Source organism: Streptomyces hebeiensis (genome assembly GCF_052983195.1).
The window spans coordinates 4,999,424-5,011,936 of record NZ_CM129812.1 but is presented as its reverse complement, the minus strand read 5'-3'; the positions used below and the strand labels follow the sequence as shown (position 1 = coordinate 5,011,936).

The following is a 12,513-nucleotide window of genomic DNA, read 5'->3' as shown; positions in this document are numbered from 1 at the left end:
AGCGCGGGCAACGCGGGAACCACGGGCAACACAGCCGGGGTCCGAAGCCGCGCGGGAGTCCGGGCAGCGGAGGCGCCGGAAGCAGCCCCCCGGCGCCGAGAGCGGTCCCGGAACCAGCACCGGCACCGGCACCGCGTCATCGGCCGGCCAGGACGCGTCGTCCCCCACCGGCGCCCTGGTCGTGGACCGGCGGACCCGCCAGGTCTGGGTCGGCGAGACGCCGGTCAGCCTCACCCCCAAGGAGTTCGACCTGCTGGCCCTGCTGACCGAGGACCCCGGAGCGGTCTACTCCCGGCAGCAGATCCTCGACCGGGTCTGGGACCCGAACTTCCACGGCCCGACCAAGACCCTGGACGTGCACGTGGCCACCCTGCGGCGCAAGCTGGGCAACCCGGCCTGGATCCAGACCCTGCGCGGGGTCGGGCTGCGCCTGGCCGTCCGTGTCCCCGCCTCGGGCGCGGAATCCCCGTCAGGCTCCCCCTCGGCCTCTCCCTCGGCCTCCGGCATGTACACCGACTCCGGCACGTACTCGGGATCCGGCACATACTCGGGATCCGGCACATACACGAGCTCCGACTACCGGGAGAAGCGGGCAGGATGACGCGCCGACTTCTGCTCAGCTACCTGACCCTCTCCGCCCTCGTCCTCCTCTGCCTGGAGCTGCCGCTCGGCTACGTCTACAGCCGGGCCGAGCGCGAGCGCGCCACCAACGCGGCCCACCAGGAGGCCGAGTCGGTCGCCGACTACGCCTCCCTCTCCCTCGCGTACGACGGCTCGGGCGAACTCGCCGCACGGGTCGTCACCTGCGCGAACCGGATCGGCGGCCAGGTCCTCGTCGTGAACGCCGCCGGTGGCCTGATCGCCACCTCCCACCCGCTCGCCGCCGACGAACAGGCGGCTCTGGCGAACCGCCCCGAGATCGCCGAGGCGCTGCGCGGCGGCAGCGGCGCCGATGTCCACACCACCAGCATCGGGGGCGTCAGCTGGCTCTCGGTGGCCGTCCCGGTCAAACACGGCCGGACGCTCCAAGGTGCCGTACGCCTGGCCGTTCCCACCGAGGCGATCGCCTCCGACGTGCACCGCGTGTGGCTCGGCCTGGCCCTGGGCGGGCTCGGGGTGCTGGTCGCCGTGGCCACGGTGGCCTTCGCTCTCGCCCGCTGGATCGGCCGGCCCATCCGTGAACTGGAGCGGGCCACGCAAACACTGGCGAGCGGCAGCCTCGCCACCCCGGCGTCGGTCACGACGGGCCCGCCCGAAGTGCGCGTCCTGGCCGCCACGTTCAACCGTACGGCCGCGCTGCTGGAACAACTGCTCGCCTCCCAGAGCGCGTTCGCGGGCGAGGCGTCCCACCAGCTCAAGACCCCGCTCGCCGCGCTACGCCTGCGGCTGGACAACCTGGAGGCCGACGTCCCGCCCCATCTGCGCGGGAACCTCACCGCGGCGATGACCGAGACCGAGCGGCTGGCCCGGATGGTGGAGGGCCTGCTGGCGCTGGCGCGCATGGAGGAGAAGGCGCTGACGCCGGAGCCCGTCGACCTGGACCTCGCGGTGGAGGAGCGGGTGGCGGCCTGGTCCGGGCTGTTCGAGCAGTACGGGGTACGGCTCGTGGCCGTGGGCAACCCGGTCGGCACCGCCCTCGCCGTGCCGGGCGCCGTCGAACAGATCCTGGACAACCTGCTCTCGAACGCCCTGCGCGTGGCCCCGAGGGGCAGCGCGGTGACGGTCGGCCGGCGGCTGCGCACGACCGGCGCGGAGCTGCATGTCGCCGACCAGGGCCCGGGGATGACGGCGGAACAGCGCCGCCGCGCCTTCGACCGGTTCTGGCGCGCGCCGGACTCACCGAAGGGCGGTACGGGCCTGGGCCTGGCCCTCGTCCAGCGCCTGACCCTGGCCGGCGGCGGCGAGGCGCTTCTGCTGCCGGCGCCGGGCGGTGGCCTCAAGGCGGTCATCCGCCTCCAGTCGGTGCTCCCCCGGCGCACGGGCGGCTTCACCGGCATCCCCCACCCGCGCCGCCGCGCACCGGTCGGCGCGGGTGCGGGTGCGGGCCCGGGCATGGGTACGGGAGTGACGGCGGGCGCCGGTGCGGGCGGGGGCCGGGGCCGCAGGGGCCGGCAAGTCGCTCCCTGAGCGGGCGGGAGCGCCCGGGGCGCACCTTGAGTACGGGTACTCAGGCGCCCGGCCCCCGTCGGCCGGAGTATCGAAGACATGCTGTGGTCCGAACCCGAGAACAGGCCCCCCGAGGACATGCGCGAGGCGCAGGGCATGATGCGCCGCGCCGGGCCGCTGCTGGCGCTGGCGGTGGTGCTGGCGATGGTGGTACTGGGCCTGCGCTGAGAGGGCGGCGGTACGGGGCGGCGCGGCGGCCGCCGACAGGGCGGCAAGGTACGGGGCTCTCTTCGGCCACGGCGGAGGCGGGTACGGAACTCCTCCGGCCACGGCGGAGGCGGGTACGGAACTCCTCCGGCCACGGCGGAGGCGGGTACGGGGCCGCGCCCGGCGGGCGCGGTACGGGCGGCCCCCGGCATCGGCGGCGGTACGGAACCACTCCGCCGACCGGCGCCGAGCACGGAGCTCCTACGATGGCCCCATGACCGATCAGCAGACCGCGCCGCGCCGCCGGCTCGTGCTCGCCTCCGCGTCCCCCGCCCGCCTCGGGCTGCTCCGCCAGGCCGGGCTCGCCCCCGAGGTGATCGTCAGTGGGGTCGACGAGGACGCGCTGTCCGCGCCGACGCCCGCCGAGCTGGCGCTCGTCCTGGCCCGGGCCAAGGCCACCGCCGTAGCGGCCCGCCCCGAGGCGGCGGGCGCGCTGGTCGTCGGCTGCGACTCCGTCCTCGAACTGGACGGCGACGCGCTCGGCAAGCCCGCCGACGCGGAGGAGGCCACGGCGCGCTGGAAGTCGATGCGCGGCCGCGCGGGCGTGCTGCGGACCGGGCACTGCGTGATCGACACGGTGACGGGCGCCGGCGCGGCGGAGACGGCGTCGACCACCGTACGGTTCGGTCACCCGTCCGACGCCGAGATCGCCGCGTACGTCGCCTCGGGCGAACCCCTCCACGTCGCGGGCGCGTTCACCCTGGACGGCCGCTCGGCGCCGTTCGTGGACGCGATCGAGGGCAATCACGGCAATGTGATCGGCCTGTCGCTGCCACTGCTGCGCCGGCTGCTCGGGGAGCACGGGGTCGCGATCACGGACCTGTGGGTCTGACCGCATCCGGGGTGTCGTCGGGACCGTGAGGACCCTCGGCAGACCTGCCCGGGGACGGCGTCGGCATCGGGGACGGCATCGGCGTCGGGGACGGCATCGGCGTCGGCTCGTACGCCAGCAACGTCAGCACCAACAGCCCCAGGACCACCATCAGCACCCCGAACGCCGTCCAGCCCACCAGCCCCACCGCGACCGCACCCAGCACCCCGTGCACCACCGCGCAGCCGACCAGCACGGTCCTGCCGAAGCGGCCGGGGGCCCGGTCCCGTACCGCCGTACGGGCAAGGACCCCCGCGCACAGCAGCAGGCAGCCGCCGAAGCCGCCGCCCGTCACCCAGGTGCCGGCGGACATGGCCGAAGGGTCCAGGCCGGCCAGGGACATCCGCTGGTTGTCGACGACCGTGGCCAGCACGCCGTTGACGAAGACGATGCCGACGGCCTCCAGCAGCAGGACGACCGCGGTCGTCCCGGCCACGGCCCGGCGTGTCCGCCCGCTCATCACGGCCGCCCCTTCCCCTCGTGTCACCGTCCACGGTTCGCCGTCACCGTTCTTCCCCCGACGGGACACTCGGTACGGCACCCTTCACGCACGCTACTCACGGGTAAACCGTCGGACAAGGGTCCGCCCGACGGCAAAGATTCATTGGTCCGTTCGTAGGGACTCGACAAAGAAACCCCGCGCGCCGAGGGGCACTCGGACAGAGAGTCGTCGCACACTCGCCCGCTACTGTGCGACGGGGATTCCCGGCGTACCGTGGGATCACAAGGGATTTCCCGGCTTGGGCACGCCCAGGATCGCGCCGGACCACGCTCCGTGTGGGCAAGCTCACCTGTGGGGACTGCTCGATGGGGCGTGTCGGCAGTCCCTAAACTCAGCTCGATTCAAGGAGGGAGCCATCGTGCGCAAGGTGCTCATCGCCAACCGTGGCGAAATCGCTGTCCGCGTCGCCCGTGCCTGCCGGGATGCCGGGATCGCGAGCGTAGCCGTCTACGCCGACCCGGACCGGGACGCCCTGCACGTCCGCGCCGCAGACGAGGCGTTCGCCCTGGGCGGTGACACCCCGGCCGCCAGCTATCTGGACATGGCCAAGGTGCTCCAGGCCGCCAAGGACTCGGGGGCGGACGCGATCCACCCGGGCTACGGCTTCCTGTCCGAGAACGCCGAGTTCGCCCAGGCCGTCCTGGACGCGGGCCTGACCTGGATCGGCCCGCCGCCGCAGGCGATCCGCGACCTCGGCGACAAGGTCGCCGCGCGCCACATCGCGCAGCGCGCCGGCGCCCCGCTGGTGGCCGGCACCCCCGACCCGGTCTCGGGCGCGGCGGAGGTCGTCGCGTTCGCCGAGGAGCACGGCCTGCCGATCGCCATCAAGGCGGCCTTCGGCGGCGGCGGTCGCGGCCTGAAGGTCGCCCGTACGCTCGAAGAGGTCCCGGAGCTGTACGACTCGGCGGTGCGCGAGGCGGTCGCGGCGTTCGGCCGCGGTGAGTGCTTCGTGGAGCGCTACCTGGACAAGCCCCGGCACGTGGAGACCCAGTGCCTGGCCGACCAGCACGGCAACGTGGTCGTCGTCTCGACGCGTGACTGCTCGCTCCAGCGCCGCCACCAGAAGCTGGTCGAGGAGGCCCCGGCGCCGTTCCTGAGCGACGCGCAGAACGCCGAGCTGTACGCGGCGTCCAAGGCGATCCTGAAGGAAGCGGGCTACGTCGGCGCGGGGACGGTCGAGTTCCTCGTCGGCGCCGACGGCACGATCTCCTTCCTGGAGGTCAACACGCGTCTGCAGGTGGAGCACCCGGTCACCGAGGAGGTCACGGGCCTGGACCTGGTCCGTGAGATGTTCCGGATCGCGGACGGCGAGGAGCTGGGCTACGACGACCCGCCGGTGCGCGGGCACTCGTTCGAGTTCCGTATCAACGGCGAGGACCCGGGCCGCAACTTCCTCCCCGCGCCCGGTACAGTCACCGCCTTCGCCCCGCCGGCGGGCCCGGGCGTCCGGCTGGACGCGGGGGTCGAGTCGGGTTCGGTGATCGGCCCGGCCTGGGACTCGCTGCTGGCCAAGCTGATCGTCACGGGCGCGACGCGCGAGCAGGCGTTGCAGCGCGCGGCGCGCGCGCTGGACGAGTTCACCGTCGAGGGCATGGCGACGGCGCTGACGTTCCACCGCAAGGTCGTCACCGACCCGGCGTTCACGTCCGACCCGTTCCGGATCCACACGCGCTGGATCGAGACGGAGTTCGTCAACGACATCGCCCCCTTCGCCGCCCCCGTCGGCTCGGACGCGGACGAGGAGCCGGGCCGCGAGACGGTGGTGGTCGAGGTCGGCGGCAAGCGCCTGGAGGTGTCGCTGCCGAGCAGCCTGGGCATGTCCCTGGCCCGCACCGGCCTCGCCGCCGGCGCCAAGCCCAAGCGCCGGGCGGCCAAGAAGTCCGCCTCGGCGGCGTCCGGTGACACGCTCACCTCCCCGATGCAGGGCACGATCGTCAAGATCGCGGTGGAGGAGGGCCAGGAGGTCAAGGAGGGCGACCTGGTGGTCGTCCTGGAGGCCATGAAGATGGAACAGCCCCTGAACGCGCACCGCTCGGGCACGGTCAAGGGCCTGGCGGCGACGGTCGGCGCGTCGGTGACGTCGGGCGCGACGATCTGCGAGATCAAGGACTGACGTCCGGTCCCACGTTCGCGGCTGTGCCCCGCCGGGCCTTGGCGACTCGGCGGGGCGCAGCCGCGTCCCGGCTCGGTCGTCAGTGAGTGGGCAAAGCGCCTCGACGGGAGCCGGCCGCGCATCCTCGTGCCGGGTAGGTGGCGGCCCGTCAGGTCCCGCTCCGCCTCGTGACCGGCGGCCCCTCCGCCACCCGAGGGGGAGGGACCGCCGCGTCGGCAGTCACACAACGTCGATCTCCAGGCCGAGGAGTTCACGCGCGGTCGCGGCCATCTCCTCGCCGCCTCTGCCCGGAATCGCCCGCTCCCACCAGGGCCCTCCGCCGCCCGGCACGTCGAGACCGTCGGCCAGGAGTTCCCGGAACCGCGCGTCGGTGCGGGCGAGTTCCGCGCCGAACCAGGTGGCTTCCGGGCACCGCCGGATGACCGGGTCGTTGACAACGGCCTGGAGGAACCGCCGGACGGAAAGGTCGTCCATGTACTCGAAGAGGGTGGCCGGGTATCCGTCCCTGCAGTCGTCGACGAACTCCGCCCACGCTTCCAGCGCCCGGTACGGCGTGACCGGCGACCGCCACCCCGTCGCCCGCGCGATCTCCTGGAACCGCGCCACGAACACGCCGCATCACCCCCTCACCCCTCTCCCAGGCCGCCGAACACGTCGATGAGCGCCTCGATCCGCCGCCCGGTCGCGTTGGGTTCTTCCCAGCCCCCGTCGTATCCGACGCTCACGAGCCGCTCGGCGAGAAGGTCCAGCACGGCGGCGACTCCGTCGGCGTCGGGGGCGCCGACCGCGGTCACGACCATACGCTCCGGGCTCCCGGCCGGGGCGAGGTCCAGGAGGAGCCGGTACGAGTCCGGGCCCGCCGGGAACCAGGCCGGTGGCGGCAGCTCCCGGAGCCAGTCCTCGAAGTCCGTGCGGTCGTAGAGATAGGTGTCCGGGTCGACCATGCTGTCGGCCCCGCTCAACGTGTCCAGATGACGCCAGAGCCGCCGGTCCGTGACCTCGGTGTCCCGCTCGGCCACCCACACCCAGGCCCAGCCCCCGGCGGACTCACGGTCCACGGTGCCGTCGGCCAGCCCGACGAGCCGGGCCCTGACGGCCTCCAGGGTCGGAACGTCACCGCTCACGGCGTGCGACTCATCCGCCGAACTCACCGCCTTTCACGGCGGATATGAACGCCTCCCATTCCCCCAGTGCGTAGAACTGAGTCCCCCTACGCGGATCCTTGCTGTCCCGGACGGCACCGCCGCCCCCGAAGGTGCGGGCGAACTCCAGGCAGTTGCCCGCCTGACCCGAGTAGGAAGACTTCCGGAACGTCCCGGCAATCCTGGTCTCTTCCACACTTTCCTCCCTCAAGCACGCTCGATCAGCGCGGCAATGAACTCCGCTGTCTCCTCCGGCCCCAGAGCGGCAGCGCTGAGCGCGTCGTAAGCGTAGGTGTAGCGGTCGAGCGCCGCCGCCTCCTCCAGCACCATGGTGCCGGTCAGACTCTCGTGCGTCACCGCCTCCAGCGTCGGCCCCTCGCCGAACGAGAAAGCCACGAAGGGGCCTGAAACGCAGGCGGCCCTGCTCTTGGCGAGCGGGAGCACCTGGAGCGTGACGTTGTGCCGCTTCCCCACCTCCAGCAGATGGGCGAGCTGCTCCTCATTGGCATCGCCCGGAGCCGCGAGTGCGGCGACGGCCGGTTCCCAGATGACAGCGGCGAAGCGCACGCCGTCCTCCTCGATCCGCGCCTGACGCTCCTGCCGTACCCTCACGAAGTCCGCAGCCCGCGCCGCGGGCACCACCGTAGGGTTCGCCCGCAACACATCACGCACATAGCCGGGCGTCTGCAACAGGCCGGGAATGAGGGCCGTCTCCCAGGTACGGATATGCGTGGCGTCCTGCTCCATCGAGATGTACTGCGCGTAGCTCGCGTCCACGGTGTCACTGAAGTCCACCCACCATCCCCGCTTGTTGCTGTCGCGGGCAAGCTGAATCAGCTGTTCCCGTTCCGCGCCGTCAACCCCGTAGAGGTCCAGAAGGGCACGGACTTCCAGGATGCGCGCCCTCACCTGCCCCCGCTCCATGCGGCTGATCTTGGTGACCGAGCCGTCGATCGCGGCGGCCGCAGCGGCCTGATCAAGGCCGGCCGCCGCCCGCAGACCCTTCATCGTGGCTCCCAGCCTCCGACTCCTGACCGTTGGCTTCCGTCCTGCGGGCATCGGATCTCCCTCCATCGAGACTCCACGTTGTCGCCTCGGGGGCGTCGCACGGCCACGAAGCAACCCGTTCGTGCGCAATTCGCGAGTAGCAACTTGCGCAGAGGCTACAGTCACCCTAGCTTGCGATGCACACCGTCCGCATCCAATCGAGTGCGGACAGCGATCACTTGCACGGGAGCGAGATGAAGGTCCACATCTGGCGCGGCTACCGCTTCGACGCCACCGACGAGGCCCCCGGCAAGGCACGCAGGGCCGTCCAATTCGCCCTGCTGGCCTGGGAGTACGACCGAGACACCGCATACACCGCCGCGCTCCTCACCTCGGAGCTGGTCACCAACGCCGTACTGCACGCCCACGGCACCCTCGGCTGCCGCGTCGAATTCGGTGTGGCGGCCGACGTGTTCACCCTCGCGGTCGTCGACACCGGGCTCGGCGTCCCCGTACCCAGGCAGCCCGCCGAGGACGACGAGGGCGGTCGCGGCCTCGCCCTGGTCTCCGAGTTGGCCGCCGACTACGGCTCGCGCCCGGTGGACGGCGGCAAGGCCGTCTTCTTCCGCCTGAAGGTCCCACCGGTGATTCGCGCGGTGTACGAACGGGAATGCCGAGGCGCGTTCGCACCGACCGCGTCCTTGCTCATCGCCGACCTGACATGACGCGCACGCAGGACCGCATGCGGAACATCGCCCACGCCCACGCGCGCCGGCTACGGCGCGGAGCCACCACGCTCGGGCTCACCGCCGCCTGGCTGCTGTCCGTACTGCTGTTCCTCGACGTCTGTCACCGCCAGTCGGGCGGAACGTAGCGCTCAACGCAACGCAGGACACAAGACCCGACGACCTCGCCTGTACGTCGGCGCCGCACAGCGGCGAACCGTCGCCACGGCTCACACGCCGGACGCCTCACCCCTCAGGTCCTCCAGGGAGTTGACGATCAGCTCCCTCGGATCACGGTCGGACGCGGCATCCAGAGCGCGCTCCAACACCCTTTCCACAGCATCCCGCAGCCGCTCGTCGGCCAGACCGCACATGAGGATCAGGTCCACACAACTGGCGTCGAGATCCGTCTCGACACGCTCCCGGTAGAGCGGAAACCCGCGCACGATCTCCCGCATGCACGCCGCGTACGAGACGGGCCCCACGTCGGCGGAATCGACGTGCTCCTCGTAGCCGCCCGAGATCTGCGCCAGCAGATCGAGGGCCTGCCGACGGCCGTGCTCCGTCGCACCGGGCAACCCGCTCACCAACTCAGCGCACACAGCCGTACAGGACTCGGACAGCCGGCCCTGTACCAGCGCGACACCGTCGATACGCCAGTACGCCTCCTCCGCCGTCGCCCCGGTCGCGGCGGAGAGCAGATCCCGCACGGCCGCCGGCAGCCCCGCGGCGCTCCCCGCGAAACAGCGCAGCGCGGCCCAGTCGTAGTCCACGAGCCCTCCCCCGCCCGGCTGGTTCACTTACCTCGTAGCCCCGCGAGGAACGCGGCCCGCCGTGCCCCGTCGGCCTCGATCCGCTCCAGGACGGCCTCCGCCGTTTCCCGACGCCGGGACCCCAACTCGCGGTACACGAGCCACAGTCCAGCACGGGCCGCCTCCCGGCAACGGTCCCCGAGATCCCCGTTGCCGCGCGCCACCTCGTCCTCGTCGGCCTCGCCCGCGACGATCTGGTGAATCAGCTCCAGCACCAGATCCCGCGCGTCGGCGGAAAGATCGTCCATGAGAGCCGCCAGCAACACGGAAACCGTCGGCAGCGCGGCCGCGTACAACTGCCCCTGCACGACGACCACATTCTCGAGATCCCAGTACGCGCTCGCCGCCTCGCCCTCGGTCCGCGCGGCGAACAACCGCCGCAGGGCGTCCGGGACGCCCTCCGACCTGTCCCCCAGCGCGGGGAACTGCTCCCAGGCGATCCGCGAGACCTCGATCTCGGCGAGGCTCTTGCTCACCGTTTTCATCCCCCCACTCTCCACGCTTCACATCGACCAGAGTTCTCCGTCGTAGTAACGGAGGCTGCCCGGCCGTCAACGCCCACGCCGCGCGCGTACGGCTGGCGCTACCGCATTCGAATCGGTGCTCCTCAAAGAGGCCCATGTCGCTTGAAGCCGGTTCAGCCCTCGTCCCCGTCCCCGTCCCCGTCCTCGTCGAGCAAACCGATGTCCTCGGGAAGAGCCAGCATCGACCTCTGGCGCACCGGATCCGTCTCCAGCTCCGCGCACTCGCGGAGCAGAGCCGCCAGGGCCGCACGGTCCTCCGCCGGTACGTCCCGGAACAAAGCCGCGACCGGTTCCACGAGATCCGTCGCGACATCCGGGTCGATCTCGTCATCGTCCGCAAGATCAATGGACACCGCGAGGCTCGCGAAGGCACACGCGAGGATGTGTTCAACAGCCATCGAATGCCTTCCTACTGGGCGAGCCGGCGCTCGGAGTCGGGCCGCTTTCGAGCCGGCGACGCACCACGGCGCTCTCCACCGGATGTCCGATTTCCCCGGTCGCCACCTATTCCGCGAACGTACGGAGGGCTCGCGAACGCACGCCTGCCACACCTCGGAGCGCGCGCATACGCGCCACGCGAAGCGTTCGCCGCGACCGCAGCCGCTCCAGCGTCGCACACCCCTGGCACTCCCCCGTTCGTCCTGATGCCACCGGCGCCACCCGCAAACCAGCGGCAACCTGCCGAGGCGGCGCAGGGGCGGCCTCTTTCGGCAGGATCGGGCCCGGGCGGGAGAGGCAGCATACGCCCGGGCTGGTGCGTCGCCGAGTCTGGCGGCGCGGGGCCGGGGCGGGAGGAGTCGGCCCCCGACGGGGCGGCCGGGAGCTTCGCCCCGGACGCAGAATTCCCACCGGCGCCAGAGGCGCTGCCATCATTTCATGGTGTCACGACCGGCGCAGTCCAAGACGGCCGGGCACATCGTCCAGCGCGCACAGCTGTGCCACGCGTTCGGCGAGAATGGCCAGAGCGTCATCCAGCGGCACGTGACTGTCAAAGGCGCGGTAGAGGGTATGGGTGCCCACTCCGAACTCACCCATCTGCCACTCCAGCAACGCCATGACCGATGCCTCGGCCGTACAGTCCACATCCGTAAACGTCAGCGCCACATCGAAGTTGAGCTCACTATGCTCCTGGCTCTTCTCCCAGTCGACGATTCGGAACGAATGGTGGAGTGTCAGTCTGGGATGCCCGTCCGACGTGTCGATCAGGAGCTGACGCGTGACTTCCGATTCCTCTCCGAATTCGAAGGCGAGGAAGCATCGCACTGCGAACTCATCCAGCAGCCTGTCCTGCTCATGGACGCTCAACAGAACGGATTTGATTGGTTGTTGACCGGCGGCAGACACTGCGTACTCCAGTTGGTTCGGGGCGCCGCCGCGGCCGCCCGCTCGGTCGCCATGGCCGGACGTTCGCCGACGCGGTGCGCGTACGCCATCAGGAAGGACTGCCGCATCCCCGTACAGGCGGTTTCGCAATCGCTCCCCAAGGTCTGCTCCTCTCCACACCCGCGTGTGCGAAGGTGAGGGGAGGAGCAGACCGGGAACTCAGTTCACCCGCGCGAGCGTCGTACGCCCGTCATGAAAGCGCTCGATGATGAGGCCTTCACGATCGGCGTAGACCCACACATCGCTGCTCGACGCCACCACCGCTCCAGCGTGATCGGCCAGGATCCGGGACGGCATCGCGAGTGTCGGCACAACGTAGTTGCCCCACATCGCCACGACCTCCGTCTCCGGGTCGATGTGCGCGTTCACCCACTCGGCCAGCAGCTCCGCGGCTTCGACCTCCGTGGCCGCCTCGCACTGTTCGACGGCCGAATCGTCCGGGAACTCAAGACTCCCGCCGGTCTGCGGATACTGGTTGAGGCTGCGTTCCTCGACGCAAGCGCGTTCTCAGCCGCGTCGAGGAACCGCACCCGTCCTTGCTCCTCCGGGGTGAGATCACCCAAGAAACGCGACAGCACCTCCGGATGGGTGCCGTAATGCGCAGCACTCACTGTGCGTTCCTCCGCAGGACGAACATGTCCGGCCGGGGGCAGAGCCCCCGGCCGGACATGTCGTGTCGCACTACTCCGGGCTTCACGCGCCGGGTGTGGGACACCCGGTGCGCACAAAGCTTCCGACAGCCTCTTGCCCGGATCCGGGTCCCCCGGTCAGTCCTCGGGAATCAGGTCGTTGAACACGTCGATGAGTGCTTCGATTTTGCGGCCCTTCTCGTTCGGCTCCTCCCAGTCCCCCGTGTACCCGATGCTGACGAGTTGGTCGGAGAGGAAATCCAGCATCGTCTCGCTGTCTTCTTCCGACGGTTGCGAGGAAGCGGTCGCCATCGCGCGCAACGCGCCCTCCGACGACGTCATTTCGAGCAGGAAACGATGGAGCGCGGGACCTCCCGTGAACCACTGTGGCTGCTCGTGCTTCTCGGCTCCGCCGCGCTTCGACATTGCCTGCCCTGTCATGTTGAGGCTCC

17 protein-coding genes and 1 pseudogene are annotated in these 12,513 nt (G+C 71.1%); 7 read left to right on the top strand and 11 right to left on the bottom strand.

Annotated features, from left to right (window positions below; genetic code table 11):
- Positions 1-169 precede the first annotated feature (169 nt).
- From ACU6P3_RS21600 to ACU6P3_RS21585, 4 genes and pseudogenes are all read left to right on the top strand, one after another.
- Positions 170-448, top strand: a pseudogene (locus ACU6P3_RS21600) (winged helix-turn-helix domain-containing protein); the annotation flags it as partial.
- A 149-nt stretch (positions 449-597) separates the two neighbouring features.
- The gene (locus ACU6P3_RS21595; RefSeq protein ID WP_447193713.1) at positions 598-2,127 is read left to right on the top strand and encodes a sensor histidine kinase; all 1,530 of its coding nucleotides are present in this window, start codon (positions 598-600) and stop codon (positions 2,125-2,127) included.
- A 78-nt stretch (positions 2,128-2,205) separates the two neighbouring features.
- The gene (mmpB, locus tag ACU6P3_RS21590) at positions 2,206-2,334 is read left to right on the top strand and encodes a morphogenic membrane protein MmpB (protein WP_267958523.1); all 129 of its coding nucleotides are present in this window, start codon (positions 2,206-2,208) and stop codon (positions 2,332-2,334) included.
- A gap of 253 nt (positions 2,335-2,587) precedes the next feature.
- The gene (locus ACU6P3_RS21585; RefSeq protein ID WP_344284527.1) at positions 2,588-3,205 is read left to right on the top strand and encodes a Maf family protein; all 618 of its coding nucleotides are present in this window, start codon (positions 2,588-2,590) and stop codon (positions 3,203-3,205) included.
- On the opposite strand, the gene ACU6P3_RS21580 is transcribed toward ACU6P3_RS21585, so the two are convergent.
- A complete protein-coding gene (locus tag ACU6P3_RS21580) occupies positions 3,186-3,704 on the bottom strand; it encodes a hypothetical protein (RefSeq protein ID WP_447193712.1) in 519 nt (172 codons plus the stop codon). The two genes, ACU6P3_RS21585 and ACU6P3_RS21580, sit on opposite strands and share 20 nt — an antisense overlap.
- A 400-nt stretch (positions 3,705-4,104) precedes the next feature.
- On the opposite strand from ACU6P3_RS21580, the gene ACU6P3_RS21575 reads away from it, so the two are divergent.
- Positions 4,105-5,859, top strand: coding sequence for an acetyl/propionyl/methylcrotonyl-CoA carboxylase subunit alpha (locus ACU6P3_RS21575; protein WP_030750197.1), 1,755 nt, complete (start codon positions 4,105-4,107; stop codon positions 5,857-5,859).
- A gap of 219 nt (positions 5,860-6,078) precedes the next feature.
- Here the strand turns inward: ACU6P3_RS21575 and ACU6P3_RS21570 are convergent, their stop codons facing one another.
- Genes ACU6P3_RS21570 through ACU6P3_RS21555 form a run of 4 tightly spaced genes read right to left on the bottom strand, consistent with a single transcriptional unit; the run spans position 6,079 to position 8,060 of the window.
- Entirely contained in the window at positions 6,079-6,471 is a 393-nt protein-coding gene (locus tag ACU6P3_RS21570) for a hypothetical protein (protein WP_447193711.1), read from the bottom strand.
- A 14-nt stretch (positions 6,472-6,485) separates the two neighbouring features.
- Positions 6,486-6,983, bottom strand: a complete 498-nt coding sequence (locus ACU6P3_RS21565) for a YxzC family protein (protein WP_447193710.1) — start codon at positions 6,981-6,983, stop codon at positions 6,486-6,488.
- 10 nt (positions 6,984-6,993) lie between these two features.
- The gene (locus tag ACU6P3_RS21560) at positions 6,994-7,197 is read right to left on the bottom strand and encodes a DUF397 domain-containing protein (protein WP_447193709.1); all 204 of its coding nucleotides are present in this window, start codon (positions 7,195-7,197) and stop codon (positions 6,994-6,996) included.
- 11 nt (positions 7,198-7,208) lie between these two features.
- Entirely contained in the window at positions 7,209-8,060 is an 852-nt protein-coding gene (locus ACU6P3_RS21555) for a helix-turn-helix domain-containing protein (RefSeq protein ID WP_447193708.1), read from the bottom strand.
- Positions 8,061-8,242: 182 nt separating this feature from the next.
- On the opposite strand from ACU6P3_RS21555, the gene ACU6P3_RS21550 reads away from it, so the two are divergent.
- Entirely contained in the window at positions 8,243-8,713 is a 471-nt protein-coding gene (locus ACU6P3_RS21550; protein WP_447193707.1) for an ATP-binding protein, read from the top strand.
- Positions 8,710-8,862, top strand: a complete 153-nt coding sequence (locus ACU6P3_RS21545) for a hypothetical protein (protein WP_344284547.1) — start codon at positions 8,710-8,712, stop codon at positions 8,860-8,862. Before ACU6P3_RS21550 ends, ACU6P3_RS21545 begins: the two co-directional genes overlap by 4 nt.
- An 81-nt stretch (positions 8,863-8,943) precedes the next feature.
- On the opposite strand, the gene ACU6P3_RS21540 is transcribed toward ACU6P3_RS21545, so the two are convergent.
- The 6 genes from ACU6P3_RS21540 to ACU6P3_RS21515 form a co-directional block, all read right to left on the bottom strand.
- Positions 8,944-9,486: a hypothetical protein gene (locus ACU6P3_RS21540; RefSeq protein WP_447193706.1), complete on the bottom strand. Its 543-nt coding sequence runs from the start codon at positions 9,484-9,486 to the stop codon at positions 8,944-8,946.
- A gap of 23 nt (positions 9,487-9,509) precedes the next feature.
- Entirely contained in the window at positions 9,510-10,010 is a 501-nt protein-coding gene (locus ACU6P3_RS21535; RefSeq protein WP_447193705.1) for a hypothetical protein, read from the bottom strand.
- Between the two features lie 152 nt (positions 10,011-10,162).
- Positions 10,163-10,447, bottom strand: a complete 285-nt coding sequence (locus ACU6P3_RS21530; protein ID WP_447193704.1) for a hypothetical protein — start codon at positions 10,445-10,447, stop codon at positions 10,163-10,165.
- A 484-nt stretch (positions 10,448-10,931) separates the two neighbouring features.
- On the bottom strand, positions 10,932-11,354 hold the full coding sequence (locus ACU6P3_RS21525; protein WP_447193703.1) for a hypothetical protein: 423 nt from the start codon (positions 11,352-11,354) through the stop codon (positions 10,932-10,934).
- Positions 11,355-11,591: 237 nt separating this feature from the next.
- Positions 11,592-11,801: a hypothetical protein gene (locus ACU6P3_RS21520; protein WP_447193702.1), complete on the bottom strand. Its 210-nt coding sequence runs from the start codon at positions 11,799-11,801 to the stop codon at positions 11,592-11,594.
- 398 nt (positions 11,802-12,199) lie between these two features.
- Positions 12,200-12,502, bottom strand: a complete 303-nt coding sequence (locus ACU6P3_RS21515; RefSeq protein ID WP_344284570.1) for a hypothetical protein — start codon at positions 12,500-12,502, stop codon at positions 12,200-12,202.
- Positions 12,503-12,513 lie beyond the last annotated feature (11 nt).